This window comes from Lonepinella koalarum (genome assembly GCF_004565475.1).
In the GTDB taxonomy this organism is placed as follows: Bacteria; Pseudomonadota; Gammaproteobacteria; order Enterobacterales; family Pasteurellaceae; genus Lonepinella; species Lonepinella koalarum.
Genome location: NZ_SRHX01000001.1, coordinates 500288 through 526879, shown reverse-complemented (window position 1 = coordinate 526879; position 26592 = coordinate 500288). Strand labels below are relative to the sequence as shown.

Genomic DNA, 26592 nt, shown 5'->3' with positions numbered 1-26592 from the left:
ATTTTACTCACTTAAATCTCGTTTAAAAACCCATTCATTACTCTGTGAAGCCGTTTCATCAAACCAATATCCACCTAAATCAAAGTGTTTTAATTGCTCCGCTTGAGTTAAACGATGTTGAATCATATAGCGGCACATTAAGCCCCGTGCTTTTTTCGCATAAAAGCTAATCACTTTATATTTACCATTTTTTAAATCTAAGAATACTGGCTTAATAATTTCCGCCTTTAATACATCCGTTTTCACCGATTTAAAATATTCATCCGATGCCAAATTAATCAGCACATTATCGCCTTGCTGCTCAATGGCTTGCTGTAATACGTTGGTGATTACATTTCCCCAAAATTGATACAAATCCTTACCTTGTGGATTATGTAATTTTGTTCCCATTTCTAAACGATAGGGTTGCATTAAATCTAACGGACGTAATAAACCATAAAGCCCTGATAACATTCGTAAATGTTGTTGAGCAAATTGAATATCCTGTTTATTTAAGGTTTCAACCTGTAATCCCGTATAAACATCACCTTTAAAGGCATAAATGGCTGCTCGAGCATTTTGTTCATTATGTTCGGTTTGCCATTCTGCGAAACGTGCTGCATTTAATCCTGCTAATTTATCACTAATCGACATTAATGAGCCAATTTGTGCGGGACTAAGCTGACGACAAATGTTAATTAATTTTTCACTATATTCCGTTAACTGCGGTTGAGAAAAATCAAGATTTTCTACCGCACTTTCATAATCTAATGTTTTCGCTGGAGAAATTATTGCTAACATATTTTTCCTTAAATATTGTCTAAACGCCAATCTATTTCATCAATCTGATGTTGGCGTAAGTAATCATTCGTTTTGCTAAAATGACCACAACCGAAAAATCCACGATGAGCAGATAACGGTGACGGATGAGGTGCTGTTAACACACAGTGTTTTTGCCGATCAATAAATTGCCCTTTTTTCTGTGCATGGCTACCCCATAATAAAAAAACTAAATGCTCACGTTGTTCATTCAATTTGGCAATCACATGGTCAGTAAAGGTTTCCCAACCAAAATTAGCATGGGAATGTGCTTGTCCCTGTTCGACTGTTAACACTGTGTTTAATAATAACACACCTTGAGCCGCCCAAGCTAGCAATGAACCATGATTTGGGATTTGGAAATCTGGATATTCCAGGCTCAATTCTTTATACATATTCACCAACGACGGTGGCGGAGCAACGGACGGTTTTACTGAAAAAGCTAAACCATGTGCTTGATTTGGTCCATGATAAGGATCTTGTCCTAAGATGACCACTTTCACTTGCTCAAATTCAGTTAATTTAAACGCATTAAAGATTTCGCGTTGTGGTGGATATACAATTCGCCCTGTCGCTCTTGCCTGATGAACTTGAGTTAAAATCTGCTGAAAATAAGGTTGTTGTTTTTCTACGCCAATGACATCTTTCCACGTTTTCATTATTTTCGTCCTATAACCATACAAATTAATGTTAAGTATAGTCATTTTCTTACTTTTGCACTAGATTTTATTCAAATTAATGCTATATTAGCGAACACTTGTACGCTAAACAAAATAATCAATAGGATTTTAACCATGAACATGGATTTCCATTTTATTCAACGCATTCGTCAACAAGCAAAAACACTATCAAAACAGACCGCACTTCGTTATAAACAACAAGATCAGTGGATCGATATGTGTTGGGATGATTTTCAACAGCGTATTGATGAAGTCAGCCGTGCCTTATTAGCTTGTCAGATTCAAGTGCAGGATAAAATCGGTATCTTCGCCCATAATATGCCGAACTGGACAATCGCTGATATTGCCACATTACAAATTCGAGCGGTAACCGTTCCGATTTATGCCACCAACACGGCTAATCAAGCTGCCTTTATTATAAACAATGCGGATATGAAAATCCTGTTCGTGGGAGGGCAGGAACAATATGATCAAATTCTGGAAGTGTTGGATCAATGTCCGCAATTAGAAAAAATTGTAGCCATGAAACCCAATATTGCGTTGCATTATTGTGCAAAAGCCTATCACTGGTCTGATTTTGTGCAACTGGGTTCGGACAATCAACAAACAGAATTAGATCAGCGCCTTGCTGATAAATCTCTTGATGATCTATTTACCCTCATTTATACATCAGGTACCACCGGTGAACCGAAAGGTGTGATGCTGGATTATGCTAATTTAGCCCATCAATTACAAGCTCATGACAAATTACTTGATGTAACCCAACAAGATGTGTCTTTATCATTTCTCCCTTTCTCGCATATTTTTGAACGGGCTTGGGTAGCCTATATTTTACATTGCGGAGCCGTCAATACCTATTTAGAAGACACCAATCAAATACGTCAAGCTTTAACCGAAGTCCGCCCAACCCTAATGTGTGCAGTACCACGTTTTTATGAAAAAATTTACACCGCAGTTTGGGATAACGTACAACAAGCCCCGTTTTATCGTCGAGCGTTATTTAACTGGGCGTTAACTGTAGGTGAACGCTATTTTCATATCAAAACTTCAGACAAAAAACCGTCTTTTTTATTGCAAAAACAATATGCTTTGGCAGATAAAATCGTGTTCAGAAAACTCCGTCAATTACTCGGTGGACGAATCCGAATGATGCCTTGTGGCGGAGCCAAATTAGAACCGAGTATTGGGCTATTTTTCCACAGTATCGGCTTAAATGTAAAACTCGGCTACGGCATGACCGAAACCACTGCAACCATTTCTTGCTGGGACGATGTTAAATTTAAGCCAAACTCTATTGGTACATTAATGCCTGATGCAGAAGTTAAAATCGGGGAAGATAACGAAATTCTGGTACGTGGTGGAATGGTGATGCGTGGTTACTACAAAAAGCCCGCAGAAACCGCCCAAGCCTTTACTGAAGATGGTTTCTTAAAAACGGGGGATGCCGGTGAATTCGATACTGACGGCAATTTATATATCACCGACCGCATCAAAGAATTAATGAAAACCTCCAACGGGAAATACATCGCCCCACAAATGATCGAAGGGAAAATAGGCAAAGACAAATTTGTTGAACAGATCGCGATTATTGCCGATGCTAAAAAGTACGTTTCAGCCTTAATTGTACCTTGTTTTGAGAGTCTGGAAGAATATGCCAAACAGCTTAATATCAAATATCAAGATCGTTTAGAATTAGTCAAACATTCGGATATTATTCAAATGTTTGAAAAACGGATCCATGAGTTGCAAAAAGAACTGGCTCACTTTGAACAAATTAAAAAATTTACCTTATTACCACAGGCTTTTACCACCAAAATGGAAGAAATCACCCCGACCCTAAAACTCCGCCGTAAAATTATTTTGCAACGTTATCGTGAGCAAATTGAGTTGATGTATAAGGGAAAGGGCGGGAAAAAAGATAACGTGTAAAGATTAGGGCTTGTGGACGTTTCATTTTTCCCAGCAACGGAGACTTATTTTATTCAAATATATTTTGTTCTGAGCAAATTTCAGGTATTCTTATGCCTAGTTCATTCTGCTTGCAGCTCTGAACTTAAATATGGCAGGTTCTGTTTATTTATTTTAAGGAAATCTATGAAAAAATTATTTTTAATCACCGCACTTTTCAGCAGTGCGATCTCTGCTCAAGCACAAAGCGTGCCGAATCCTAACACCACTACACATTCCTATGAATTTACCCAAAATTACGATCTCGTTGTGCCACAGGGTTCAACAGGAGAAACGAATTTATGGGTTCCGTTACCGTTCAATAATGACTATCAAAAAGTGCAATCTATTGAATTTGATGGTAATTTCAAACACGCCTATATTAGTGAAAATAATCAATATGGTGCCAAAACGCTGTATGCAAATTGGGATGAAAAAGTGGAAAAACGTCATCTGAATATAAAATTAGTGGTGCAAACTCAAGATCGTGAGCCTATGCAGCAAGGATTGTTAAAAGATTATCAAACACCTGAAAAAATTGAATATTCTGTTGATGTGCAACAGTATTTAAAACCTACTCAACATATCAAAACCGATGGTATTGTCAAACAATTTGCCGATAGAATTGTGGGTAGCGAAACCAATCCATTGAAAAAAGCTGAACTTATTCATCTGTGGATCGTCCATAATATGGAGCGGGATAATTCCGTGTTAGGCTGTGGCGATGGTGATGTGGAAAAAATTCTCACTACTGGTGTGTTGAAAGGCAAATGTACCGATATTAATTCAGTATTTGTCGCATTGGCTCGAGCAGCGAATATTCCTGCCCGTGAAGTGTTTGGAATTCGTTTAGGACAAGCGGTAAAAATGGGCGAATATTCCAAATCAGCCTTTGGCGGTGCGAAAGACAAAGTAGCGAATGAGAACGGTGGACAACATTGCCGTGCGGAATTTTATTTAGCTGGCTTTGGTTGGGTACCTGTGGATTCTGCTGACGTGGCAAAATATCGTTTAACTGAGCAAAAAGCCGTGGACGATAAAGATACTCAAGCCGTGGCGAAATACTTATTCGGTAACTGGGAAGCCAACTGGGTAGGCTTTAATCACGCTCGTGATTTCAACCTTTACCCAATGCCAGAACTCGCCCCAATCAATAACTTCGGCTACCCTTATGCGGAAATCGGTGGAGATCCATTAAATTCTTATGATGCAAAAGAATTCGGTTATGAATTTATCTCAAAAGAACTATAACCCATCCTTTTTTACCGCTTGTGTAACGGCAGTGGTGGCTGCTGTTACATCGAGTTTGTGCTGTATTGCTCCGCTGATTTATTTGCTATTCGGGGTTTCATCTAGTTGGCTAATTGAGCTAAACCAGCTAGATTACTTACGCATTCCCATGTTAATGTTATCGCTTGCTGCATTCGGCTACGGTTTTTGGTTATTAGTCTTTTCCAAAAATATCATTTGCACGAAATATTTATCTCGTAAAACCTTGTTATGGTGCTACTGGATTCTATTTGTGTTGATTATTTTTTTGTTAAGTTATCCGACTTTATTGCCGTTTATTTTGGAGCGTTTAGCATGAAAAAAGGATTGATCTTTAGCATAATCAGCTTATTTTCTGCGGTCAGTTTCGGAGCAGAAAAGCAAATAACACTGCATATTGAAGAAATGAATTGCCAACTTTGTGTGTATTTAGTGAATAAGGAATTGCGAGCTATTGACGGTGTTATTTCGACTAAGGGCAATTTTAATGACCGACGAGTAAGAATCGTAGCAGACGAAAAAGTCAGCAATGAACAATTCATTAACGCTATTGATAAATTACATTATCACGCTGTGGTGGTGCCATAATAATTTGTTGTTTAACCTAGTACCCAAGTACTAGGTTTTCTGTTATCTCGCCAATGAAAACTGTAAAAATTCCACAAAATGATCCGCCCAATATTTTTCATGATGAATTTCATTTGCCATGATACGCAAGCAGATATTATCAACTGGATGTCCCGTTCTGATTAAAGATTGATAATAGCGTAACGTGCAATCAATATAGGCTTGGCTCATGTTATAAATATATTGCGCATCCACATCATCCCCTTCATTGGTGCCAACCTGAATAAAAACACGGCTCGCTCGATCAATAGGATGTTGATGGGTAAACTGGAGAAAATCGCCTTCACAAAACCAAGAAGCTAAAGAGAACACACCTAAATGCCCGAAAATATGGGGATAGGCGGACCCCATATAAGCGGTGATAATGCCTCCCATTGAACTGCCCGCCAATAATGTATGCTCGCGTTCTGGTTTAGTGCGATAATGGTGATCAATAAAAGGTTTAACGGTATTTACCACCCAATCGCCATATTCACCGCCTTTTCCGCCGGTATTACGGGCTTGCTCGGTATGCCCGACACTGGCTTGCCAAGGCGAATATTCATCTAAGCGGTCAGTGCCCGCATTATCTATACCTACAATAATCAAGCGGGGAAATTCTTTATGTTTTTTTATGGTCGGAATAATCTTCCACGAATAACCCGAATAAGATTCTTTGCTATAAAACACATTTTGTCCGTCGTGCATATACACCACCGGATAATGTTGCCATTGATCTTTATGATAACCTTTCGGCAGTAATACGCGTACACGGCGATGATGATCGTAATAGGGAACATATAAAAAATGTTCTTCCATTTTTAAATAAAAGCGTTCCGAAACCATTTCTTTTCCTTACATCTTAATATAAAAGTGCGGTTATTTTAAAACAAAAAAGAGAAGATGAATATCTTCTCTTGATAGAAGCTGCACAATCATTTAATCACAAACGACTTTAATTGCCAAGCCACCCTGTGATGTTTCTCGGTATTTTGAATTCATATCCTTACCGGTTTCATACATGGTTTCAATCACTTTATCTAAGGTCACTCTTGGGTTTGTGGTACGGCGTAATGCCATGCGACTAGCATTAATCGCTTTCACTGATGCAATCGCATTACGTTCAATACAAGGGACTTGTACCTGTCCTCCTACTGGATCACAGGTTAATCCAAGATTATGCTCCATGGCAATTTCAGCGGCAATACATACCTGCTCAGGGCTGCCCCCAAAAATTTCGGTTAACCCCGCAGCTGCCATAGAACAAGCCACACCGACTTCCCCTTGACAACCGACTTCTGCACCGGAAATTGATGCATTCATTTTATATAAGGAACCAATCATACTACAAGCTAATAAATAACGTTCAATAATTTCTTGACTAATCGGTGAAATAAATTTTTCATAATAAGACAATACCGCGGGAATAATCCCACAAGCGCCATTGGTTGGAGCAGTGACTACCCGACCACCTGCTGCATTTTCTTCATTCACCGCTAATGCATACATATTCACCCAGTCAATCACCCGCATGGGATCATTTGACAAATTAGTATTAGCTTGCAACATACGGTGTAAGGAGGCTGCACGTCTAGGCACTTTTAATGGTCCGGGTAAAATACCTTCCGTATGTAACCCTCGCTCAATACAGGCTTGCATGGTATTCCAAACGCGAAGTAGGTGCTGTTCAGTCGCGTCTTTCCCGTTTAATGCGATTTCATTTTCCATCGCGACGGTGGAGAAAGCTAACCCATTCTCTTTACAGTGCTTTAAAATATCTACTGAATTTTGATAAGGAAACGGAATATCAACTTTCTGTTTTTCTTGTTGACCAAAATGTTCTTCATCAACAATAAATCCGCCCCCAATAGAATAATAAGTTTTTTGATAAATCACGTCATTCTTCACATTAAGTGCGGTGATTTTCATGCCATTTTCGTGCAAAGATAAAAATGTTTGATGAAACATCATGTTTTCATCAAAATTAAATGTGACTGTTTTTTTACCTTGTGCAATGGGTAATACCGCGGTTTTTTTTAATTCAGCAATAAATCTAGGAATTAACTCAATATCCACATCCTCTGGCAAATAACCGGCTAAGCCCATAATAATCGCCGTATCCGTATTATGTCCACGTCCAGTCATAGATAACGAACCATAAACATCTACGTGAATTTTGTTCACTTGCTCAAATAATAGTTGGGAAATCAAATCATCCACAAATTGTTTCCCTGCTTTCATCGGTCCAACGGTGTGTGAGCTAGACGGACCGATACCCACTTTAAACATATCAAATACGCTAATCATTTTATGTTTCTCATTGAGAATTCCCTTCTTCAACCATCATGAAAAAGGGAATGTGATTATACAAAAGAGCGGCATTTTAGCTTAAATGCTAAACTAAAATAGTCCATAGACAACCGCAGAAATCGCAATTAACCCCATTACGGTGACAAAGACATTACTTAATTGTCCTTGATAGCGTTGCATTGACGGTACTTTTCTAATCGCATACATCGGCATAATAAACAGAATCATGGCAATAATCGGACCGCCTAAAGATTCAATTAAGCCTAAAATACTTGGATTCATCACCGCCACACCCCAAAGGGTAAACAGGAAAAATACGGCAGTACCATAGTTAAGTTTTTTACGATTAATTTGTTTATTATCCGTCATTTTAATATAAAGCCCCTCTAACCCCTCACGCGCGCCTAAATAGTGACCAAAGAATGAACTGGTGATCGCAAAGAATGCCACTAACGGACCAAAATAAGAAATATACGGATTATCAAATTTATTGGCTAAGAAAGATAAAATACTAATATTTTGCTCTTTCGCCAAGGCTAATTCTGCTGGGGTAAGCGTGAGTACACAACTAAATACAAAGAACATCACAAAAACTAACAACATAGTAGCTGAGCCTTTTAAGGTTTTACTGGCATATTTTTCAGCCAAAATCGGATCTTGATATTCACGTTGCTGTGATTGAGAAAAAGCCGAAATCGCGGGTGAATGGTTAAATGAGAAAACCAATACCGGAATGGTAATCCAAAGCGTAGTAATAAAACCACTGGTAGTCGGCATTTCCTGTAACATAGCGCCATTCCATTCAGGAATCAAATAAATAGATAAAGCAAAAAGAATCAAAACCAACGGATAAACTAACCATTCAGTGAGCTTTAACATCACGCGTTCATTCGTCAACATGACTGAAATTAACGCCGCAATTAACACAAAAGAAAGTAATACTCGGTTAGGTGAAGCCATCCCTAATTGGTTCACAATAAAAGAATCCACCGTATTAGTAATCCCATTACCATAGATTAATAAAATTGGGAAAATAGCAAAGAAATATAATAACGTAATTAATTTCCCTGCCGTTTTACCAAAATGCTCTTCTACGACTTCGGTAATATCGCTACCCGGTTTAGCAGATGATAAAACAAAACGAGATAAACCACGGTGTGCAAAATACGTCATTGGTCCGACCAGAACCGCCATAATTACTAATGGCCAAAAACCCGCTCGTCCCGCATTAATTGGCAAAAATAATACCCCCGCTCCCACCGCGGTACCAAATAAATTAATCATCCAAGCAATGTTAAATTTAGTCCATTTCATGGAATGTTGATTTGAGGACATATAAACTCCTTAACGCATTTATAATAGTTACTAAAAAATTAATCCGCGCGTATAATATTCCAAAAATCAAGCAATGTCAGAAATAAATATCGAAAATGTGATCTAGTTAAAAGATTTATATGCTATTTGGCTAAATTTTAACAGAATAAATACAAAGTTGGGAAAGAAAAGCAAAAAGGCTTGGAAAACCCAAGCCTTTTGTAAGTATAGCAATCTTAAAATTATGCACCCAAACGTTCTTTAATACGTGCAGATTTACCTGAACGCTCACGTAAGTAGTAAAGTTTCGCTTTACGTACCGCACCTTTACGTTTTACAGCAATGCTGTCAATCGCTGGTGAGTGAGTTTGGAAAACACGTTCAACGCCAGTACCGTTTGATACTTTACGTAACGTAAATGCACTATGCAAGCCACGGTTACGAATTGCAATAACCACGCCTTCGAATGCTTGCAAACGTTTCTTAGAACCTTCAACCACCCATACTTTCACTTCTAAAGTGTCACCCGGACGGAAGCTAGGAATGTTTTGTTTTAATTGTTCTTGTTCAAGTTGTTTAATGATGTTGCTCATTTTTTAAACCTTTTTTCATACTAGAATTAACTGATTAAGCTGTTTCAGATTGTCTCTTGTTCAGATTTAATCTGTTTCAGCAGTTTCTTTTGTTCGTCAGTCAGAGCTAGTTTTTCCAGTAGCTCAGGGCGGCGTAACCACGTTCGCGCAAGAGATTGTTGTAATCGCCATTTGCGAATTTGTTCGTGATTGCCTGAAAGTAACACGCTTGGTACGGTTAAATCATCTAACACTTCAGGACGAGTATAATGCGGACAATCCAATAATCCCGTGGCAAAGGAATCTTCCTGTGCGGAGGCTTGTTTGCCTAATACTCCGGGAATAAATCTTGCCACCGCATCAATCAATGTCATGGCAGGTAATTCCCCTCCTGTTAGCACATAATCTCCGACTGACCATTCTTCATCAATTTCCGTTTGGATCAATCGTTCATCAATACCCTCGTAACGTCCACAGACTAAAATGAGTTGCTCATTTTGTGCCAGTTCTTTTACGCCGACTTGATCGAGTTTACGACCTTGCGGTGAAAGGTAAATGACTTTAGTTTTTTTATCACCAACCTGTTTACTGCCTGTGTTATGTGCATTTGCTAGATTTTTCGCTTGATGAATCGCATCCCGTAAAGGCTGCACCATCATCAACATACCCGGTCCACCCCCATAAGGGCGGTCATCCACAGTTTTGTGTTTATCCAAGGTAAAATCTCGCGGATTGACACATTGCACATTCAGTAAATGCTGTTTAACTGCTCTACCTGTTACCCCAAATTCTGTTATTGCTTTAAACATTTCAGGAAACAGGGTGACGATCCCTATAAACATAATTGTCTCCGAATGTTACTACTTTAAAAGCGCCACAGCGTACCTGAGATTAGAAACCAGCGTCCCAATCCACTTCAATCGTCTTTGTGGTGAGATCGACTCTTTTAACTACTTGTTCATACAAAAACGGAATCAACCGTTCTTGTTTGCCGAACGCATCTTTGTGAGTGGCTTTGACCACTAATACATCATTAGAACCTGTTTCCATCATTTCGGACACTGTTCCCATGGTATAACCTTGTAAATTGACCACTTGGCAACCGATTAAATCGTGCCAATAATAATCGCCGTCTTGCAATGCAGGAAAAACCGACAAATCTACGCCAATTTCTACATTAGTTAAGGTTTGTGCCGTCTCACGATCATTGACATTTTTTAATTTAACAATCAGCTCGTGATTATGATGTTTCCAGCTTTCTAATGCTGTGGCTTGCCATTGTCCTTTGATTTTCAAAAACCAAGGTTGATAAGCAAAAATGTTTTCAGCAGATTCAGTGGATGAATAAATACGAAGCCAACCACGAATACCGTAGGTCGAACCTAATTTACCGACCACTTCAATACGTTGCTGTTCCATATTCATCACCTATACTCAAATCGTTTAATTATGCTGCTTTTTGTACTTCTTTCACTAAAGAAGAAACACGATCAGATAGGCTTGCACCTTTTTCTAACCACGCATTAACACGATCTAAATCTAAACGTAAACGTTCAGCATTACCCGTTGCTAACGGGTTGAAAAAGCCGACACGCTCAATAAAACGACCGTCACGTGGTGAACGGCTGTCAGCCACAACGATTTGATAAAATGGGCGTTTTTTAGCTCCGCCACGAGATAAACGAATGGTTACCATAACCTTCCTCTAATTATTTAATCATAAAAGAAAACCCACCCGAAGGAGCAGGAATACTTACTTTTTTCTCTGTATATATAGACAAAAAGCCTGAGAATTATACATTTTTTTATTAAAAAAGCAAGGGGAAAACAATAGTAACAACGTGGAATTAGCCCAATCAACCCTGCACTGACGTACAGGGCTAAGCATGGTAACGCCACGCTGTGGCTAATCTATATTGTTAAGATGCGAAGTATTGTTACTTGCTTAACCCTGTACGTCAGTGTAGGGTTAGAAACTGAAAGATAAAATCTATAAAATTCTATAAATATCTAAATAATTTAGTACAATCAGTTCCATTGATTCTATGCTATAATTTCCAAAATAAACAAACTTCTTTCCATTGGTCAAGCGAGCAAAGTGCTTGGCGTAACCATACAAACGTTACGAAACTGGGATAAAAAAGGCTTGCTTAAGCCCGATGAGCTCACAAAAGGCGGTGATCGCCGCTATAAACTTGAAACGCTCAAAGCGATTAACCATAATATTGTTTTTAATCGTGATGATTTGAAAACCATTGCTTATGCTCGAGTGAGTAGCCACGATCAAAAAGAAGATTTAGTTCGTCAAGTACAAATTTTAGAACTTTATTGTTCTAAACAAGGCTTTAATTACGAAGTTATTCAAGATCTTGGTAGTGGAATGAATTACTATAAGAAAGGTCTAACAAAATTATTAAATCTTATTTTAGACGGAAAAGTTAAACGCTTAGTTCTAAGGCATAAAGATAGACTTTTACGTTTTGGTGCAGAATTAGTGTTTTCAATCTGTGAAGTAAAAGATGTGGAAGTAATCATTATCAATAAAGGTGATGAAAATATTAAATTTGAAGAAGAACTTGCAAAAGATGTTCTTCAAATTATTACCGTATTTTCGGCAAGATTATACGGTAGTCGTAGCAAGAAAAATAAAAAATTGTTAGATGATATGCAAAAGGTAATAATTGAAAATGTCGGAGAATAATAACATTATCAGTCTTTCTCATAAGATTGAAATTTATCCGAATAAGAAAGCTAAAACGCATTTTAGAAAAGCGTTTGGTTGTTCTCGTCTTGCCTATAATTGGGGATTAGCCAAATGGCAAGAATATTACAAACAAGGCATTAAAAAAACACATTTAGATTTAAAGAAAGATTTAATGCGATCAAAAAAACTCAATTTCCTTTTGTATATGAAGTCAGTAAATATGCCATGCAACAACCTTTCCTTAATTTGAATTTAGCTTTTCAAAAATTTTTCCGAGACTTAAAACAAGGTAAAGTAAGCTATCCACAGTTTAAGAAAAAACGTGATAATGCTGGTAGCTACTACATTGGTGGCGATCAGGTTGTGTTATCTGACACCAACAAAAATTCTAAAAAATACAAGAAAATCATCACTGAATGTAACGCTCAATATCTAAAAGTGCCTAATCTTGGTTATGTGAAATTAAGCGAAAGATTAAGATTTTCTGGAAAAATCAATAGCGTAACCATTAGCCAAAATGGCGATAAATATTATGCATCATTTAGTGTATCCATTGCTGAAGAAAATTATCAGCCACAGCCTAAAACAAAATTAGGCTTAGGGATTGATGTGGGATTGAAATCTTTTGTAAGTTTATCTAATGGCTTAGAAATAAAATCACCTAAGCCATTAGCTAAACTTGCACGTAAACTTAAAACCAAAAGCAGACAATTAAGTAAAAAACAACACCCAAAAACCAAAGGTGATAAAACGAAAAAGTCGGCGAATTATCTAAAAGCAAGTTTAAAACTAGCTAAATTACATCGGCGAATAGCAAATGTTCGCAATGATTTTTCCCATAAACTGAGTTCGTCAATCATCAAACAGGCTGATTATATCTGTTTAGAAGATTTAAATGTAAAAGGAATGATGAAAAATCATCAATTAGCGAAGTCTATTGCTGATGTAAGTTTCTACGAGTTTAGAAGACAGCTTGAATACAAACCAAAATATAATGGGAAACAGATTATTTTTGCAGATAGATTTTATCCAAGTTCAAAAACGTGTAGTCAATGCGGTTCAATTAAAAAAGAATTGAAATTAAGTGAGCGAATTTATTGTTGTGAACATTGCGGTGCGAAAATAAATCGTGATTATAATGCTTCAATAAATTTATTACGCTTAATGGAAAAACAAATAGGGCAAGTTCTGCCCGAATTTACGCCTATGGACTTGACGGCAATACAATCCGATTTAGCAATAAATCAGATTGTAACCAGCAAGGTTGAAGTAGGAATACAACAAAGATCCAATTTATAGCTTTTTATAGTTATTTATAGGATTTTGTAGGTTTGTAAGAACGGTAAATCTCAGTATCACGTTGTGGCTTGCCACTTTATTTAGGTTTATAATAATCTAAACAATCTTTTAGGAAAGCCCTATGCAACATCTTCTTGTTATTCGCAATGATAAAATCGGCGATTTTATGCTGATTTTCCCTGCGTTAGCGTTAATCAAACAGTCTGAACCGAATATCAAAATTACTGCTTTAGTACCTAATTACACCGCCCCTTTAGCACAACTTTGCCCTTATATTGACAATATCATTATTGACAGTAAAGATAAAAAAAATTCTGTAGAATTTCACCGCACTTTAAGCCACATTAAAACAACAAGATTTGATGCCGTAATTAGTTTTGTGTCTGATTGGTATAACGCTAAACTAACATGGCAATCTGGTATAAAATATCGTCTTGCGCCCGCCACGAAATTATTTCAATTTTTATATAACCATCGCCTAACACAACGCCGTTCTCGTTCGGAAAAGGCAGAGTTTGAATATAATATGGATTTAGCGCGCCAATTTTTAAAAGATCATAAAATTACTGTAGTTGAACCACAACCTCCTTATTTAGTACTAGCTAAAACTGCGGTGCAAAATCAGCGAATTTTATTAAGTCAGCAACTAAATATTGATCAAAGTAAGAAATGGCTGTTTGTACATAGTGGTACAGGGGGCTCAGCAAATAGTTTATCGTTAAATCAGTATGTAGAATTAATTCATGGGATTTTAGCAGAATTTGATTGTCATATTGTGCTAACTGCGGGTCCAAACGAAAGTGAAAAGGCTCATCAATTAGCAGAAATGGTGAGTAACAAAAATATTGTTATTTACGACCAAAATAATGGTCTGCAAGATTTTACTCATTCCTTAGCTTGTGCAGATTTATTTATTGCGGGATCGACAGGTCCATTACATATTTGTGGCGCATTGAATATTCCGACAATTGGTTTTTACCCAAGCCGTTTATCTGCTATCCCACGTCGCTGGCGACCAATTAATCAACCAGATCGTCATATTGCTTTTTGCCCGCCTTTTCGCAAAGAGGTGGAAAAAAATTTAACTGTCATTCCCATTCAGGATTGTTTAAAAAAAATTATTCCATTTATGCAACAACAATGGGGCGTGGAAAAGCAAAATTAAGGCTAGCAAAATAGAACGTGTTGCTAGCCTTAGAATGATGTTAACGCATGGTGACAAATTCTTCCGAACCTGTCGGGTGAATGGCAACGGTGTTATCAAAATCGGCTTTAGTTGCACCCATTTTAATGGCTACCGCAAAACCTTGAATCATTTCATCTACCCCAAAACCAATACCGTGTAAGCCCACCACTTTTTCTTCTTGACCAACACAAACCAGTTTCATGCGGCAAGGTTGGCGGTGTTGAGTAACCGCGGTGTACATTGCAGTAAATGATGATTTATACACTTTAACATTTTCTGCACCATATTGCTCAATCGCTTGTGGTTCAGTTAAGCCGATCGTACCAATTGGTGGATGGCTAAATATCACCGTCGGCACAAGATTGTAATCCAAATGTTCGTTTGGTTTATTGTTAAATAAACGTTCAGATAAACGACGACCAGCCGCTACTGCCACAGGCGTTAATTCAATACCCCCTTCAATAATATCACCTACCGCATAGATGTTCGGTACATTGGTATTTTGGAATTTATCCACTTTAATAAAACCACATTCATTAGTTGCCACACCAGTAGCTTGTAAATTAATCACATCGGTTGCGGGTTCACGACCAATCGCCCATATCAGACTTTCTACCGTGCTTTCACGACCGTCTTTAAGTTTCAAGGTCAACGTGCCGTCTGCATTTTTCATCACTTCTTCAGGAATAGCCTGAGTATGTAATTGAATGCCATCTTGTGCTAACACTTCTAATAAGGTTTCTACGATTAATGGATCTTGAGTACGTAATGGCGCATGTTGACGTACAAATAAATGGGTTTCGACACCAAAGCTATTCAATACACCAGCCAGTTCTACCGCAATATAACCTGCCCCTACAATCGCAACGGATTTTGGTAATGCCGTTAAGGCAAACACACCATCCGAAGTGATGCCATATTCTGCGCCTTTTAGCTTTGGAATGCTCGGACGACCACCCGTAGCAATTAAAATATGATCAGCGCTAACTTGTTCGCTTGAACCATCTGCATAACTGACTTCAATGGTTTTAGCATCGACAAATTTAGCAAAGCCGTTTAACACATCTACATTATTTTTACCTAACACATTACCGTATGAGGTATGAATACGACCGATATAGGCTTGACGGCTTTCAACTAATTTTGAAAAATCGAATTTATTGACGTTCACATCAAAGCCATAATCAGGGGCATAATGATGAATCGCTTCGGCGACTTGCGCACCATAGAACATCACTTTTTTCGGTACACAACCGACATTAACACAAGTGCCACCTAAGTGTTTTGCTTCAATAATCGCACATTTTTTACCATAACTCGCCGCACGGTTAATCGAGGCAATCCCACCACTACCGCCACCGATAGCTAAATAATCATAATGTTTTGTCATAACTGCTTTCCTTTTATCTTTTTAAGGGGAATAATTGTTATTTTGGCTAAAAATATCATGATGAGCAAACTGATCACATAAATTATTATAATCGGTTTTATCAATGTATAACGGTTAATTTAATATTAAACTTTTAACCACTCTGCCACTAATTTATCAGTAATTTCTTCATGCGACCACATACTGGTAATTTCAGGCATGGGGAATTTACTATGGTTATAACCCACTAATCTGGTGTAATCAAAACTGGCGTGCGGATAACCGTTAACTAACAAAAAGGCTTGCTTACCATCTTCTGACCAACAAATTTGAAACTGACGGGCTTCATGCTTACCTTCAATACTGTCCACACCATAAACATACAAACTATCCACAATAGGTTGTTGTTGGTTATTTAAATCCATGGCATAAAAATAACCGGTTTCACCATCGTCTTCAAACATCACCACTAAATGATCATAAACGGTAGAGTGAGCACCGAAATGCTTTTTTTGACCGATAAGATGTTTATCTTCTAAAACTAAATGTAACATGTGTTCTCCTTAAAATGCAGTATTTCCTTAGCAAATTTTTATTTTTTATCTAGCATGTGTACAGATTAATTTGCCATTTACAAATGTTTTTAAAATAGGTTTTAATTTCACCAAATGATTAGCTACGGGGCAATCAGTAAAAAAATCTACCATAGGTTGAATATGCTCGCTAGGAAAATCAGGTGGCAAACGAACATGAATTTGATACTCAGGAAATTCATCGGTTTTACAATCTTCCACTAACGGGATTAAATTCACTTCAATTTGGCTATAATCCAACCCTTGTTGATAACAATATTTCGCTAAATTGACGCCATGGCAAGATAACATCGCAGCAAGAAAAAGTCGCCAAGGATTCAGAGCAATACCACTCCCCCCACGATCTTTCGGGTAATCGGTGAGTAAAGTAAATTCTCCCACTTGTACTTTGGTGATAAACCCAGATGGGAGTGTTAAGGTTAATTTATCTTCTGTCATATTATAAGTTCTCCACGTATTGCATCGCTTCCACTACTTGCGCAACTGTACAATTTGGCACAGCCAAGCGAAATGTTTGTCCATCGCCACAAGCAATTTCAGCAATTTGTTGCATAACTTCGGTTAAATTCTCATGAATACCGAAATCTTGTAAGCGATGTATAAATTGATACTTGGTAAAAAATGGCAGTAATTCTTCAATTTCAGTCATTTTTTTCTCTGCTGCTAACTGCACTAATATACCATAAGCCACTTTGATACCATGACCATATTGATGCGTTTGTGGAAATTGCGACATGCCATCATGAATCGCATGTGCCCCTGCGACACGAGCTTTTCGCCCCGCTAATCCCCCCACCATACCGCCTAGTCCAATAATGGTTTCCACGATATGTTTGAAAGCAGGTGTCACTTGATGAGATGTGAGTGAGGCAATGGCTGCATCAGTTTCATTTAACAAAACTTGTTGAATCAATTTCGCCATTTGCAATGCTGCCTGCACGAAAACAGGCACATCATCTGTCAAGTTTGCTACAGCAGCATTAGCTTCATACCATTTAGCCAACGTATCCCCAATCCCATCAAGTAAATAAGATTTTGGAGAATGAACCAATAAATCAAGATCTGCTAAACATAAGTAAGCAGCGCGTTCATAATGTTCACCTTGTTTAATTCTTCCATCTGATTGATAAATAATAGATAAGGGGGTATAGGCGGCACAGGTGCTAAGCAATGTTGGTACGGTAATATATTCCACATTTAATCGATTTGCCACAGATTTTGCGGTATCAATCAATTTTCCTCCTCCAATTGCCACAATACAATCACAATCAATGGGTAAACTGTTGGCTAAATACTCAATATTTTCATGAGAACAACTGCCATCATAAAAATAACAGGGATAATCTTTCTCCGATTGATAAAATGAAGAAAAAGCTGCGTAGGCTTTTTGCCCTGTTAAGAAAACAGGATTAACAAAGGAAGTTAATTTGGCATTGAGCATGCTCAATGCCCCTTGATTGCAAATAAATTGCCCTATGCCACGGCTAATACTGCGTAAATCCATTATTTTTACTCATTAATAATAAGTTTCGTCATATCTGCACCTAAATATTTTTCAGTGATTTTAGCAATTGTACCATCTTGTAAAAGTGCGGTAATTTCTTGGTTAATTTCATCACGCAAAGCCATCCCTTGTTCGGTTTTCGGGAAAAAGAATGCCACATTATTGGCGCGCAATTTTTCATCTAAAATCCGAATGTTGTTACCTGTTCGTTCCGCAAATTGGTTTGCTGTTGACACGGCACAAGCTTGAGCATCAATTCGCCCTAATACCATTTCCATTAAACCATTATCTGAACTTTCATAAATAACTTGTTCAAAACCATAGCTGGGCTGCATTTCATTGATAATTGTTTGTGCCGCTTGACCATTGGTTACACCGATTTTCTTGCCTTTTAAATCAATGAGTTTAGTAATGGTTTGATTATCACCTTTTACGATCACCGCTTGAGCATCGCCATAATAAGGGATTGATGGATAATATTTATTTACCCGTTCTGGCTTCACTGCAAAAGCATTAGAAGCCACATCCGCACGTCCCGCATCAAGTTCACCAAAAATCGCATCAAAAGTTGTTCGTTTGACATTCAGTTTCCAATCTTTACGTTTAGCAATGACAGCCCAAAGTTCCGCATCAACGCCCGTCCAATTACCATCAGCATCAAGCATAGAATAGGACATTGATGTACCCGAAGTGACAATGGTAACTGTACGGGTTTCTGCTAATACTTGATTTGATAAGCCAATGGCAGATCCTAGCACAGCAGTAGTGAATAAGATTTTATTTAATTTTTTCATTATTTTCTCCAATATAATTATTAGCCGTAGGCTCGACTATATTTTTTCTCTAAATATTTATGAATAAAAGAACAGAAAGCTATCACGGCAAGATAAATTAACATGACCGCAGCATAAATTTCAAAATAACGAAAAGTTTGCGACCCCTCGACTTTAGCTGCGCCCATCACATCTAAAATACCAAGCATAAATGCCAGTGATGACATTTTAATCAAATTAATAATATCATTGAATAAAGCAGGCAATGCTATTCGAAAGGCTTGTGGCAATACAATACGACGAATCACTAAAGCATGTGACATGCCTAACGCATAACCTGCTTGTTTTTGTCCATCATCCACAGAAAGCAATGCGCCTCGCATACTTTCCGACATAAAAGCAGAAATATTAAGACTCATCACTATCGCTACTGCTGTGACAGGCTGCATTTCTCTTACAATATTAGAGGCTGTAGCCAAACCAAAATAGAAAAAATATAGCTGAACCACAACAGGCGTACCACGCATTATAAAAATATAAATGCTGGCAAGTTGATAAAAAATGGGGATTTTGTAGTAACGGATTACAGCAAGTACAGTACCAAAAATCAAAGCAATAATTGCCGCAGTAAGCGTGAGTTGTAGCGTAATATCTAGGTGACGAGCCACTTTCGGTATTACTTCAACAAAATAGCTAAATTGGAAATTCATTATACTCTCCCGGAGTAATAATTCATTTGAGTCAAAATTTTTCAAAAAAATACCGCACTTTTTCTTATCAAAGCCAAAGTGCGGTACAAAATTTAAGATTTTTTAATCTAAATCAACGCGAATTACGCCTGACCTTTCACCGCTTTTAAGCCTAAGAACGGCGCTTTGTCGCCCAATGCTTCTTCGATACGGATTAATTGGTTGTATTTCGCAATACGGTCTGAACGGCTCATTGAACCTGTTTTAATTTGACCTGCCGCGGTACCCACTGCTAAATCTGCGATAGTGGCATCTTCGGTTTCGCCTGAACGGTGAGAGATAACTGCGGTGTAACCTGCATCTTTCGCCATTTTAATTGCGGCTAAGGTTTCAGTTAATGAACCGATTTGGTTGAATTTGATTAAGATTGAGTTTGCGATACCTTTTTCGATACCTTCTTTTAAGATCTTGGTGTTGGTGACGAATAAGTCATCACCCACTAATTGAACACGGTCGCCCAATACTTTAGTTTGGTAGGCGAAACCTTCCCAGTCTGATTCATCTTGACCATCTTCGATTGATACGATTGGATATTCTTTAGTTAAGTTTTCAAGGTAATGGGTGAATTCTTGTGAAGTGAATGTCTTGCCCTCACCTTTCATTTCGTATAAACCGTTGTCTTTGTTGTAGAACTCAGATGACGCACAGTCCATCGCCAATGTAACATCTTTACCTAACACATAACCTGCTTTTTCTACCGCTTCTTTGATACAAGCAAGTGCTGCTGCGTTAGATTCTAGGTTAGGTGCGAAACCGCCCTCATCACCCACTGCGGTGCTTAAACCTTTGCCTTTTAATACTTTAGCAAGGTTGTGGAATACTTCCGCACCGATACGTAATGCTTCACGTAAGGTTTTGGCACCCACTGGTTGAATCATAAATTCTTGAATATCCACGTTGTTGTCAGCGTGTTCACCACCATTGATGATGTTCATCATTGGTAATGGCATAGAATATTGACCCGGTGTGCCATTAAGTTCTGCAATGTGAGCGTAAAGTGGTAAACCTTTCGCTGCTGCTGCGGCTTTGGCGTTGGCTAAAGATACGGCTAAAATAGCGTTTGCACCGAATTTTGATTTGTTGTCAGTACCGTCTAAATCGATCATGATTTGGTCGATTTCAGCTTGATTTAATGCATCTTTACCGATAACTGCTTTAGCAATTTCGTTATTGACTGCAGAAACTGCTTTTAATACGCCTTTACCTAAGAAACGTGCCTTGTCACCGTCACGTAATTCTAAGGCTTCACGAGACCCTGTTGATGCACCAGATGGAGCCGCTGCTAAACCAACATAACCACCTTCTAAGTGAACTTCTGCTTCAACAGTTGGGTTACCGCGTGAGTCAATGATTTCACGACCGATTACTTTAACGATTTTTGCCATTTTTGTTTTCCTTCTATTAAGTTAATCTAAAAATTCGTCTTTTTAAAACTATTCAAACTATTCCGATATGGTATAGATCTTTGTAGCATTTGTCTTGCAAAAAATCACAATAATTTGATCTAGTATCAAGTTTTATCTTAGTTTTGCTGATTTTCTTTCGCCGCTTTCACGAAACCAGCAAATAATGGGTGTCCATCTCGTGGTGTGGATGTAAATTCTGGGTGGAATTGACAAGCCACAAACCAAGGGTGATTTGGTACTTCAATAATCTCAACTAATTTTTTATCCGCACTTAAGCCTGTCACTTTTAAGCCTGCTTTTTCAATTTGTGGTAATAAGGTATTGTTCACTTCATAACGGTGACGGTGACGTTCTTCAATAGTTTCTTTGCCATAAAGCTCACGCGCTTTAGAACCATCCACTAAATGACATTGTTGCGATCCTAAACGCATGGTGCCACCTAAATCGGATTTATCAGTACGGGTTTCCACTTGTCCCGTGGCATCTTGCCATTCGGTAATTAAACCGACTACTGGTTGTGGACAGGCTTGATCAAATTCAGAAGAGTTCGCTTGCGTTAATCCAGCCACATGACGAGCATATTCAATCAGTGCGACTTGCATACCTAAGCAAATGCCTAAGTAAGGAATATTGTTTTCTCGAGCATATTGAGCGGTGAGAATTTTACCCTCAACACCACGATAACCAAACCCACCCGGTACTAAAATACCGTCCACGCCTTTCAATACTTCCACCCCTCTGGTTTCCACATCTTGCGAGTCAATATACTTAATGTTGACCGTTAAACGATTAGTTAACCCCGCATGTTTTAAAGCTTCATTGACAGATTTATAAGCATCAGGCAATTCCACATATTTACCCACCATACCGATGGTGACTTCACCCGTTGGATTGGCTTGGCGATACAATACTTGCTCCCATTCCGATAAATCTGCTGGTTTGCAATCTAAATGGAAACGCTTGCAGACGAAATCATCTAAACCTTGCGATTGTAATAACGCCGGAATTTGATAAATAGAATCCACATCTTTTAAGGAAATTACCGCTTTTTCTGGCACATTACAGAATAACGCTATTTTAGCCCTCTCATTACTCGGCACCATACGGTCTGAACGGCAAATTAACACATCAGGCTGAATCCCGATAGATAATAATTCTTTGACCGAATGTTGGGTTGGTTTGGTTTTGACTTCGCCGGCGGTTGGAATATAAGGTACTAACGTTAAGTGCATAAACATGGTTCGTTCACGTCCTACTTGCGCTGCAAGTTGACGTAAAGATTCCAAAAATGGCAGAGATTCAATATCGCCCACCGTTCCGCCTACTTCAATAATCGCCACATCATGACCTGCCGCACCGTCAATCACACGGGCTTTGATTTCATTGGTAATATGCGGAATCACCTGAATGGTTGCCCCCAAATAATCACCACGGCGTTCTTTGCGTAATACTTCGGAATAAATTTTACCTGTGGTGAAATTGTTGCGTTTGGTCATTTTGGTACGAATAAAACGTTCGTAGTGACCTAAATCTAAATCGGTTTCTGCACCGTCTTGGGTCACGAACACTTCGCCATGTTGGGTTGGCGACATGGTACCGGGGTCAACATTAATATAAGGATCGAGTTTCATAATGGTGACATTTAAGCCACGAGCTTCTAAAAGGGCCGCTAAGGACGCTGCTGCAATGCCTTTACCTAACGATGAAACCACACCGCCTGTTACGAAAATATAATTGGTTGTCATAAGTGAGATCTTGTTTTGATTGATAGTGAAAAATAAATGAGATACGTTGTATCAGGACGGGAAGACATTGTACAAGAAAGTGCGGTGAAATTCAATTCACTATTATTAAAATAGCAGAAATAATCCTAGAACTTTTGAGCTAATTAACAGTCCTAATTAAACCAACAATTCAATATAGAGTAAATATTTAATGAAACGATACAGCTATCTTATTTTTCCACTTTTATTAGCTTCTTGCAGTGCGGTATCTCAACCAACTCATACCCCAGGGCAACAACAAGCTCGAGCCGTAATGCTGCAAGGCGTAGAACTATATAAACAACAATCTTTCACTCAAGCCATGCCGTTATTACAACAAGCCACCGAACAAGGCGATATGAAAGCATCTCGCTATATCGGCTTGATGTATCTAAATGGTGAAGGTGTCACTAAATCTCCAACTAAAGCATTTGAGGCTTTTTCCACCGCCGCTAATCGTGGTGATATTACTTCGCAATATTGGCTGGGTTATTTATATGAAAATGGCATTGGTGTAGAAAAAAATCTCACCACTGCCACACAATGGTATGAAAAATCTGCGGCTCGTGGTGATCATGTTTCGCAACCAGCGATGGATGCGTTAAAACGTTTAGATCAAAGCAAATAACAGGAAATTTTATGAAGAAATTAATTTTAACCGGTGTTGCCTGTGCAATGACAAGCACTGCGTATGCTCAAATTGAAAGCGTAATAGCCGTCACTACGCCAAATGGGTTAGGTCAACGAGTCACCCAAGCGGTGGTGAATTACCCTGCAAAAACGTGCTTAACTGCGGTGCAAAAAAATGATTTTTCGGTAACGAATCGTACCATTACAGAAGCTAAATTAACCGAGCAAAAATGTGCCAACCAAGTGGTATTAGAACTAGATCCGCAAGATGTCGATGCGGCAACTACCGAAAAAGATCCCGATGATCGTTCCGCCCCTTACACCGAACGTAACATCAGCTTAACAGTAAAACAAGTCAATTCATTAGCCAGTAAATCAGGCAAAGTAAAACCGAGCGAATTAACCGGTAGCAAAGTAATTAATCAAGTGGTGGACGATTTCCAACAAGCGGAATTTAAAGACCAAAGCGGTGTGGTGGTGAAATATAATTTATTTGTACCGAAAAATTATGACCCGAACAAATCCTATCCGTTGGTAATGTTTATTCATGATGCGGGTTCAACCAACAGCAACGTGAAACATACCTTATTACAAGGCAACGGAGCAACTTCTTTTGCCAGCCCGTCATTCCAAGCAAAACATGAAGCCTTTGTGCTTGCCCCGCAGTTTGATCATCAAATTGTCAATGATCAGTCGGATGATCCTGAAGATCTTGAACCAACGATTAATTTAATTAAATCCTTGGCAAAACAATACAATATCGACCAAAACCGCCTTTACACCACAGGGCAATCGGGCGGGGCGATGATGTCTATCGCCATGAATATCAAACACCCTGATTTCTTTGCTGCCAGCTATATTGTGGCAGGGCAGTGGGAACCGAGTGTTACCGCTCCGATGGCAAAAAATAATATTTTTGTGTTAGTTTCTGAAAATGATGCCAAAGCCTTTCCAACGGAAAATGCGATTATGAAAGTATTGGCTGAAAATGGTGCGACGGTTAAAGAAAGCCACGGCTGGAATGCTCAAGCACCAGTGACGGAATTAAATGAAAAAGTGAATGCGTTGCTTGCTCAGGGGGGTAATATTCATTATGCCAGCTTTACGGGTGGCACCTTGCCACTGGAACAAAACTCCCAAAACAAAGGGGCGGCTCATATGGGAACTTGGGGTGTGGCTTATAATATTGATGCGATTAAGGAATGGTTGTTTAGTCAGCGGAAAGAGAATTAGTACCTAGTACTGGCGTACTAGGCTAGGTGTGATAACGCTAAGCTGTAGATCTAGTTAGAAAAGATGCGAGGAATCCTAACCATTTGTAACCCTGTACGAAAGTGCAGGGTTAGAGCTCATAAGGCAACGCCTGCAACTGCAAACTTACATCCGAATCAGGCAAGCGAAATACCTGTTCGGGTGTAATGTCATTACTTAGCACCACTTGCAACCACAAAACATGACTAAAATTCACCGCGCTTAAAATTGTACCCGTCGCTCGCCAACCACTTTCCAGTTGCATTTCAATGCTACTACCAAGTTCCGGTGTCAAATCCGTTTCGGCGTTAAAAGCAAACATGGCGCGCTTATTTGTGCCACGATATTTAGCTCGAGCCACCGTTTCTTGTCCGATATAACAGCCTTTTTGGAAAGAAATCGCCTGCTCAATGACCTGTAAATTCAAGGCTTGTGGAATAAATTCCCCTTGGGTTTTATGAGTTAAAATCGGATAGCCTTGTTGAATATCGGCTAAATCCCATTGTGTAGAATCTGCATTAAATTGAACCGCACTTTCAGGGTTGATCAAAATACAGCGGTTAGCAAATTTCACACCAATTTGAGCCGAAAATTCACTCTCTTCGTCAATTAAGCCAACCAGTGGAAAATTAAGTTCGGTAAACGTGACTTTAGAAAATACCGCATATTTTTTTAACTGATCTAATCCTATTGGTAATAGCGAATGATGAATAACCGTATAAAATTGGTCATTTGCCACTCGAATTAAACGGAACACGGATGTCATTTTGCCTTTAGGATCACAATGGGCGGTCATTGTGCTTTCACCGACAGCTAACTTAGTTACATCACAAGTAAGCTGTCCTTGTAAATATTTTTCCGCATCCACGCCCACAATCTCAATTAATCGGTATTGTTGAAGAGAAATTATCGCCATCGCCTACTCCAAATTTTGAATTTGTTCACGCATTTGTTCAATTAACACTTTAAGTTCTACGGCAGATGCGGTGGTTTCTGCGTTAATTGATTTAGATGCCAAAGTATTGGATTCACGATTAAGTTCTTGCATCATAAAATCGAGCTTACGACCTACTGCGCCGCCTTTTCTCAGGATAGACCCCGTTTCCTTAATATGCATTTGCAAACGATCTAATTCTTCTGCTACATCAATACGTTGTGCCAACAACACCATTTCCTGCTCTAAACGTGTCGGATCGGCTTGTAGCTTAATTTCATCAAAACGTTGTTGTAAACGATCTCGTTGCCATTGCAAAATCTCCGGCATTTTTGCCCGCACTTTATCGGCTTCCACCCCAATAGCTTGCAAGCGTTGCTCAATCACATCTTTGAGTTTATCTCCCTCACGACCCCGCATGGCGATAAATTCAGTAAGGAGTTGATCAAAACCGTTCAATAAATCTTGGCTGATAACATCTAAATCCTGTTCTGGTGTTTCCACTACTCCCGGATAACGCAATACATCAGTTAAATTAATTTCCCCCTCGCCTGCTTGCGCTTTAATCCATTTTAAGGATTGAATCACCTGCTTAGTAAGTTCTTGATTTAAATTCAAACTTGTCGCAGTTTGTTTTTTCGTGTCAATGCGTAAGCTACATTCAATTTTACCACGGGTCAGATTTTGGCGAAGTTTTTCACGTAAACTGTTTTCTAAGCCGCGAAATTGTTCAGGTAAACGGAAGAAATTTTCCAAATAACGTTGATTTACCGAGCGGATTTCCCACACGGCATCACCCCAGTCCTTTTTAATTTCAAAGCGAGCAAAAGCGGTCATACTGTAAATCATATTTTTATCCTTTAACTTGTTATATCTATTTACTACTCTTATTGTACTGTTAAATTTCGTTTCTGTCATTTTACGTGTTAAAATAA

At 38.6% G+C, this 26592-nt stretch carries 29 protein-coding genes; 10 read left to right on the top strand and 19 right to left on the bottom strand.

Annotated elements, in window-relative coordinates; translation table 11 throughout:
* Nucleotides 1-3: 3 nt before the first annotated feature.
* Entirely contained in the window at nucleotides 4-780 is a 777-nt protein-coding gene (yaaA, locus tag E0709_RS02535) for a peroxide stress protein YaaA (RefSeq protein WP_132300208.1), read from the bottom strand.
* An 8-nt stretch (nucleotides 781-788) separates the two neighbouring features.
* A complete protein-coding gene (gene ung, locus E0709_RS02530) occupies nucleotides 789-1457 on the bottom strand; it encodes a uracil-DNA glycosylase (protein WP_132300206.1) in 669 nt (222 codons plus the stop codon).
* Between the two features lie 135 nt (nucleotides 1458-1592).
* On the opposite strand from ung, the gene E0709_RS02525 reads away from it, so the two are divergent.
* The 4 genes from E0709_RS02525 (at nucleotide 1593) to E0709_RS02510 (ending at nucleotide 5282) form a co-directional block, all read left to right on the top strand.
* Nucleotides 1593-3407 (top strand): AMP-dependent synthetase/ligase, encoded by a 1815-nt coding sequence (locus E0709_RS02525; RefSeq protein WP_132300204.1) that lies wholly within the window; start codon nucleotides 1593-1595, stop codon nucleotides 3405-3407.
* Nucleotides 3408-3572: 165 nt separating this feature from the next.
* The gene (locus E0709_RS02520; RefSeq protein WP_132300202.1) at nucleotides 3573-4676 is read left to right on the top strand and encodes a transglutaminase-like domain-containing protein; all 1104 of its coding nucleotides are present in this window, start codon (nucleotides 3573-3575) and stop codon (nucleotides 4674-4676) included.
* Nucleotides 4651-5013 (top strand): mercuric transporter MerT family protein, encoded by a 363-nt coding sequence (locus tag E0709_RS02515; RefSeq protein WP_132300200.1) that lies wholly within the window; start codon nucleotides 4651-4653, stop codon nucleotides 5011-5013. The genes E0709_RS02520 and E0709_RS02515 overlap by 26 nt, the downstream gene beginning before the upstream one ends.
* Nucleotides 5010-5282: a heavy-metal-associated domain-containing protein gene (locus E0709_RS02510; RefSeq protein WP_132300198.1), complete on the top strand. Its 273-nt coding sequence runs from the start codon at nucleotides 5010-5012 to the stop codon at nucleotides 5280-5282. The genes E0709_RS02515 and E0709_RS02510 overlap by 4 nt, the downstream gene beginning before the upstream one ends.
* A gap of 42 nt (nucleotides 5283-5324) precedes the next feature.
* Here E0709_RS02510 and E0709_RS02505 read toward each other — a convergent pair whose 3' ends face one another.
* The 7 genes from E0709_RS02505 to rpsP form a co-directional block, all read right to left on the bottom strand.
* On the bottom strand, nucleotides 5325-6146 hold the full coding sequence (locus E0709_RS02505; RefSeq protein WP_132300196.1) for an alpha/beta hydrolase: 822 nt from the start codon (nucleotides 6144-6146) through the stop codon (nucleotides 5325-5327).
* Between the two features lie 93 nt (nucleotides 6147-6239).
* On the bottom strand, nucleotides 6240-7607 hold the full coding sequence (locus E0709_RS02500) for an L-serine ammonia-lyase (protein ID WP_132300194.1): 1368 nt from the start codon (nucleotides 7605-7607) through the stop codon (nucleotides 6240-6242).
* Nucleotides 7608-7700: 93 nt separating this feature from the next.
* On the bottom strand, nucleotides 7701-8945 hold the full coding sequence (locus E0709_RS02495; protein WP_132300192.1) for an HAAAP family serine/threonine permease: 1245 nt from the start codon (nucleotides 8943-8945) through the stop codon (nucleotides 7701-7703).
* A gap of 221 nt (nucleotides 8946-9166) precedes the next feature.
* On the bottom strand, nucleotides 9167-9517 hold the full coding sequence (gene rplS / locus E0709_RS02490) for a 50S ribosomal protein L19 (protein ID WP_132300190.1): 351 nt from the start codon (nucleotides 9515-9517) through the stop codon (nucleotides 9167-9169).
* 44 nt (nucleotides 9518-9561) lie between these two features.
* Nucleotides 9562-10338: a tRNA (guanosine(37)-N1)-methyltransferase TrmD gene (gene trmD / locus E0709_RS02485; RefSeq protein WP_132300188.1), complete on the bottom strand. Its 777-nt coding sequence runs from the start codon at nucleotides 10336-10338 to the stop codon at nucleotides 9562-9564.
* A 49-nt stretch (nucleotides 10339-10387) separates the two neighbouring features.
* Nucleotides 10388-10915 carry a ribosome maturation factor RimM gene (rimM, locus tag E0709_RS02480; protein ID WP_132300186.1) on the bottom strand — a complete coding sequence of 176 codons (528 nt, stop codon included), beginning with the start codon at nucleotides 10913-10915 and terminating at the stop codon, nucleotides 10388-10390.
* Between the two features lie 28 nt (nucleotides 10916-10943).
* On the bottom strand, nucleotides 10944-11192 hold the full coding sequence (rpsP, locus tag E0709_RS02475) for a 30S ribosomal protein S16 (RefSeq protein WP_132300184.1): 249 nt from the start codon (nucleotides 11190-11192) through the stop codon (nucleotides 10944-10946).
* A gap of 366 nt (nucleotides 11193-11558) precedes the next feature.
* On the opposite strand from rpsP, the gene E0709_RS02470 reads away from it, so the two are divergent.
* From E0709_RS02470 to E0709_RS02460, 4 genes are all read left to right on the top strand, one after another.
* Entirely contained in the window at nucleotides 11559-12197 is a 639-nt protein-coding gene (locus tag E0709_RS02470) for an IS607 family transposase (protein ID WP_132300182.1), read from the top strand.
* A complete protein-coding gene (locus E0709_RS12395) occupies nucleotides 12184-12450 on the top strand; it encodes a helix-turn-helix domain-containing protein (RefSeq protein WP_207905213.1) in 267 nt (88 codons plus the stop codon). The genes E0709_RS02470 and E0709_RS12395 overlap by 14 nt, the downstream gene beginning before the upstream one ends.
* A complete protein-coding gene (locus E0709_RS02465; RefSeq protein ID WP_207905212.1) occupies nucleotides 12426-13499 on the top strand; it encodes an RNA-guided endonuclease InsQ/TnpB family protein in 1074 nt (357 codons plus the stop codon). The genes E0709_RS12395 and E0709_RS02465 overlap by 25 nt, the downstream gene beginning before the upstream one ends.
* A gap of 121 nt (nucleotides 13500-13620) precedes the next feature.
* Nucleotides 13621-14664: a glycosyltransferase family 9 protein gene (locus E0709_RS02460; protein WP_132300180.1), complete on the top strand. Its 1044-nt coding sequence runs from the start codon at nucleotides 13621-13623 to the stop codon at nucleotides 14662-14664.
* A 40-nt stretch (nucleotides 14665-14704) separates the two neighbouring features.
* Here the strand turns inward: E0709_RS02460 and gorA are convergent, their stop codons facing one another.
* The 8 genes from gorA to pyrG all read right to left on the bottom strand — a co-directional run bounded on the left by gorA (nucleotide 14705) and on the right by pyrG (nucleotide 22824).
* Complete coding sequence (gorA, locus tag E0709_RS02455) at nucleotides 14705-16075, bottom strand: glutathione-disulfide reductase (RefSeq protein WP_132300178.1); 1371 nt, start codon at nucleotides 16073-16075, stop codon at nucleotides 14705-14707.
* Nucleotides 16076-16200: 125 nt separating this feature from the next.
* Nucleotides 16201-16608, bottom strand: coding sequence for a DUF2251 domain-containing protein (locus tag E0709_RS02450; RefSeq protein WP_132300176.1), 408 nt, complete (start codon nucleotides 16606-16608; stop codon nucleotides 16201-16203).
* 45 nt (nucleotides 16609-16653) lie between these two features.
* Complete coding sequence (locus E0709_RS02445; protein WP_132300174.1) at nucleotides 16654-17085, bottom strand: OsmC family protein; 432 nt, start codon at nucleotides 17083-17085, stop codon at nucleotides 16654-16656.
* A 1-nt stretch (nucleotide 17086) separates the two neighbouring features.
* Nucleotides 17087-18151: an iron-containing alcohol dehydrogenase family protein gene (locus tag E0709_RS02440; RefSeq protein ID WP_132300172.1), complete on the bottom strand. Its 1065-nt coding sequence runs from the start codon at nucleotides 18149-18151 to the stop codon at nucleotides 17087-17089.
* A gap of 5 nt (nucleotides 18152-18156) precedes the next feature.
* Nucleotides 18157-18945, bottom strand: a complete 789-nt coding sequence (locus E0709_RS02435; protein WP_132300170.1) for a transporter substrate-binding domain-containing protein — start codon at nucleotides 18943-18945, stop codon at nucleotides 18157-18159.
* Between the two features lie 20 nt (nucleotides 18946-18965).
* Nucleotides 18966-19634, bottom strand: a complete 669-nt coding sequence (locus E0709_RS02430; RefSeq protein ID WP_132300168.1) for an amino acid ABC transporter permease — start codon at nucleotides 19632-19634, stop codon at nucleotides 18966-18968.
* A gap of 122 nt (nucleotides 19635-19756) precedes the next feature.
* Nucleotides 19757-21058 carry a phosphopyruvate hydratase gene (gene eno, locus E0709_RS02425; RefSeq protein WP_132300166.1) on the bottom strand — a complete coding sequence of 434 codons (1302 nt, stop codon included), beginning with the start codon at nucleotides 21056-21058 and terminating at the stop codon, nucleotides 19757-19759.
* Between the two features lie 137 nt (nucleotides 21059-21195).
* Nucleotides 21196-22824, bottom strand: coding sequence for a glutamine hydrolyzing CTP synthase (pyrG, locus tag E0709_RS02420; protein WP_132300164.1), 1629 nt, complete (start codon nucleotides 22822-22824; stop codon nucleotides 21196-21198).
* 190 nt (nucleotides 22825-23014) lie between these two features.
* Between pyrG and E0709_RS02415 the strand changes: the two genes are divergently transcribed.
* Nucleotides 23015-23470, top strand: coding sequence for a tetratricopeptide repeat protein (locus E0709_RS02415; RefSeq protein WP_132300162.1), 456 nt, complete (start codon nucleotides 23015-23017; stop codon nucleotides 23468-23470).
* A gap of 11 nt (nucleotides 23471-23481) precedes the next feature.
* Nucleotides 23482-24705 carry a prolyl oligopeptidase family serine peptidase gene (locus tag E0709_RS02410; protein WP_132300160.1) on the top strand — a complete coding sequence of 408 codons (1224 nt, stop codon included), beginning with the start codon at nucleotides 23482-23484 and terminating at the stop codon, nucleotides 24703-24705.
* Between the two features lie 109 nt (nucleotides 24706-24814).
* Here E0709_RS02410 and ygfZ read toward each other — a convergent pair whose 3' ends face one another.
* Nucleotides 24815-25639 carry a CAF17-like 4Fe-4S cluster assembly/insertion protein YgfZ gene (ygfZ, locus tag E0709_RS02405; RefSeq protein WP_132300158.1) on the bottom strand — a complete coding sequence of 275 codons (825 nt, stop codon included), beginning with the start codon at nucleotides 25637-25639 and terminating at the stop codon, nucleotides 24815-24817.
* Nucleotides 25640-25642: 3 nt separating this feature from the next.
* Complete coding sequence (locus E0709_RS02400) at nucleotides 25643-26506, bottom strand: YicC/YloC family endoribonuclease (protein ID WP_132300156.1); 864 nt, start codon at nucleotides 26504-26506, stop codon at nucleotides 25643-25645.
* Nucleotides 26507-26592: the final 86 nt, after the last annotated feature.

What these genes read in the sequence shown, in the direction of transcription:
- yaaA (WP_132300208.1), bottom strand. Translation starts at nt 780, where the DNA reads ATGTTAGCAATAATTTCTCCAGCGAAAACATTAGATTATGAAAGTGCG.
- ung (WP_132300206.1), bottom strand. Translation starts at nt 1,457, where the DNA reads ATGAAAACGTGGAAAGATGTCATTGGCGTAGAAAAACAACAACCTTAT.
- E0709_RS02525 (WP_132300204.1), top strand. Translation starts at nt 1,593, where the DNA reads ATGAACATGGATTTCCATTTTATTCAACGCATTCGTCAACAAGCAAAA.
- E0709_RS02520 (WP_132300202.1), top strand. Translation starts at nt 3,573, where the DNA reads ATGAAAAAATTATTTTTAATCACCGCACTTTTCAGCAGTGCGATCTCT.
- E0709_RS02515 (WP_132300200.1), top strand. Translation starts at nt 4,651, where the DNA reads ATGAATTTATCTCAAAAGAACTATAACCCATCCTTTTTTACCGCTTGT.
- E0709_RS02510 (WP_132300198.1), top strand. Translation starts at nt 5,010, where the DNA reads ATGAAAAAAGGATTGATCTTTAGCATAATCAGCTTATTTTCTGCGGTC.
- E0709_RS02505 (WP_132300196.1), bottom strand. Translation starts at nt 6,146, where the DNA reads ATGGTTTCGGAACGCTTTTATTTAAAAATGGAAGAACATTTTTTATAT.
- E0709_RS02500 (WP_132300194.1), bottom strand. Translation starts at nt 7,607, where the DNA reads ATGATTAGCGTATTTGATATGTTTAAAGTGGGTATCGGTCCGTCTAGC.
- E0709_RS02495 (WP_132300192.1), bottom strand. Translation starts at nt 8,945, where the DNA reads ATGTCCTCAAATCAACATTCCATGAAATGGACTAAATTTAACATTGCT.
- rplS (WP_132300190.1), bottom strand. Translation starts at nt 9,517, where the DNA reads ATGAGCAACATCATTAAACAACTTGAACAAGAACAATTAAAACAAAAC.
- trmD (WP_132300188.1), bottom strand. Translation starts at nt 10,338, where the DNA reads ATGTTTATAGGGATCGTCACCCTGTTTCCTGAAATGTTTAAAGCAATA.
- rimM (WP_132300186.1), bottom strand. Translation starts at nt 10,915, where the DNA reads ATGGAACAGCAACGTATTGAAGTGGTCGGTAAATTAGGTTCGACCTAC.
- rpsP (WP_132300184.1), bottom strand. Translation starts at nt 11,192, where the DNA reads ATGGTAACCATTCGTTTATCTCGTGGCGGAGCTAAAAAACGCCCATTT.
- E0709_RS12395 (WP_207905213.1), top strand. Translation starts at nt 12,184, where the DNA reads ATGTCGGAGAATAATAACATTATCAGTCTTTCTCATAAGATTGAAATT.
- E0709_RS02465 (WP_207905212.1), top strand. Translation starts at nt 12,426, where the DNA reads ATGCAACAACCTTTCCTTAATTTGAATTTAGCTTTTCAAAAATTTTTC.
- E0709_RS02460 (WP_132300180.1), top strand. Translation starts at nt 13,621, where the DNA reads ATGCAACATCTTCTTGTTATTCGCAATGATAAAATCGGCGATTTTATG.
- gorA (WP_132300178.1), bottom strand. Translation starts at nt 16,075, where the DNA reads ATGACAAAACATTATGATTATTTAGCTATCGGTGGCGGTAGTGGTGGG.
- E0709_RS02450 (WP_132300176.1), bottom strand. Translation starts at nt 16,608, where the DNA reads ATGTTACATTTAGTTTTAGAAGATAAACATCTTATCGGTCAAAAAAAG.
- E0709_RS02445 (WP_132300174.1), bottom strand. Translation starts at nt 17,085, where the DNA reads ATGACAGAAGATAAATTAACCTTAACACTCCCATCTGGGTTTATCACC.
- E0709_RS02440 (WP_132300172.1), bottom strand. Translation starts at nt 18,151, where the DNA reads ATGGATTTACGCAGTATTAGCCGTGGCATAGGGCAATTTATTTGCAAT.
- E0709_RS02435 (WP_132300170.1), bottom strand. Translation starts at nt 18,945, where the DNA reads ATGAAAAAATTAAATAAAATCTTATTCACTACTGCTGTGCTAGGATCT.
- E0709_RS02430 (WP_132300168.1), bottom strand. Translation starts at nt 19,634, where the DNA reads ATGAATTTCCAATTTAGCTATTTTGTTGAAGTAATACCGAAAGTGGCT.
- eno (WP_132300166.1), bottom strand. Translation starts at nt 21,058, where the DNA reads ATGGCAAAAATCGTTAAAGTAATCGGTCGTGAAATCATTGACTCACGC.
- pyrG (WP_132300164.1), bottom strand. Translation starts at nt 22,824, where the DNA reads ATGACAACCAATTATATTTTCGTAACAGGCGGTGTGGTTTCATCGTTA.
- E0709_RS02415 (WP_132300162.1), top strand. Translation starts at nt 23,015, where the DNA reads ATGAAACGATACAGCTATCTTATTTTTCCACTTTTATTAGCTTCTTGC.
- E0709_RS02410 (WP_132300160.1), top strand. Translation starts at nt 23,482, where the DNA reads ATGAAGAAATTAATTTTAACCGGTGTTGCCTGTGCAATGACAAGCACT.
- ygfZ (WP_132300158.1), bottom strand. Translation starts at nt 25,639, where the DNA reads ATGGCGATAATTTCTCTTCAACAATACCGATTAATTGAGATTGTGGGC.
- E0709_RS02400 (WP_132300156.1), bottom strand. Translation starts at nt 26,506, where the DNA reads ATGATTTACAGTATGACCGCTTTTGCTCGCTTTGAAATTAAAAAGGAC.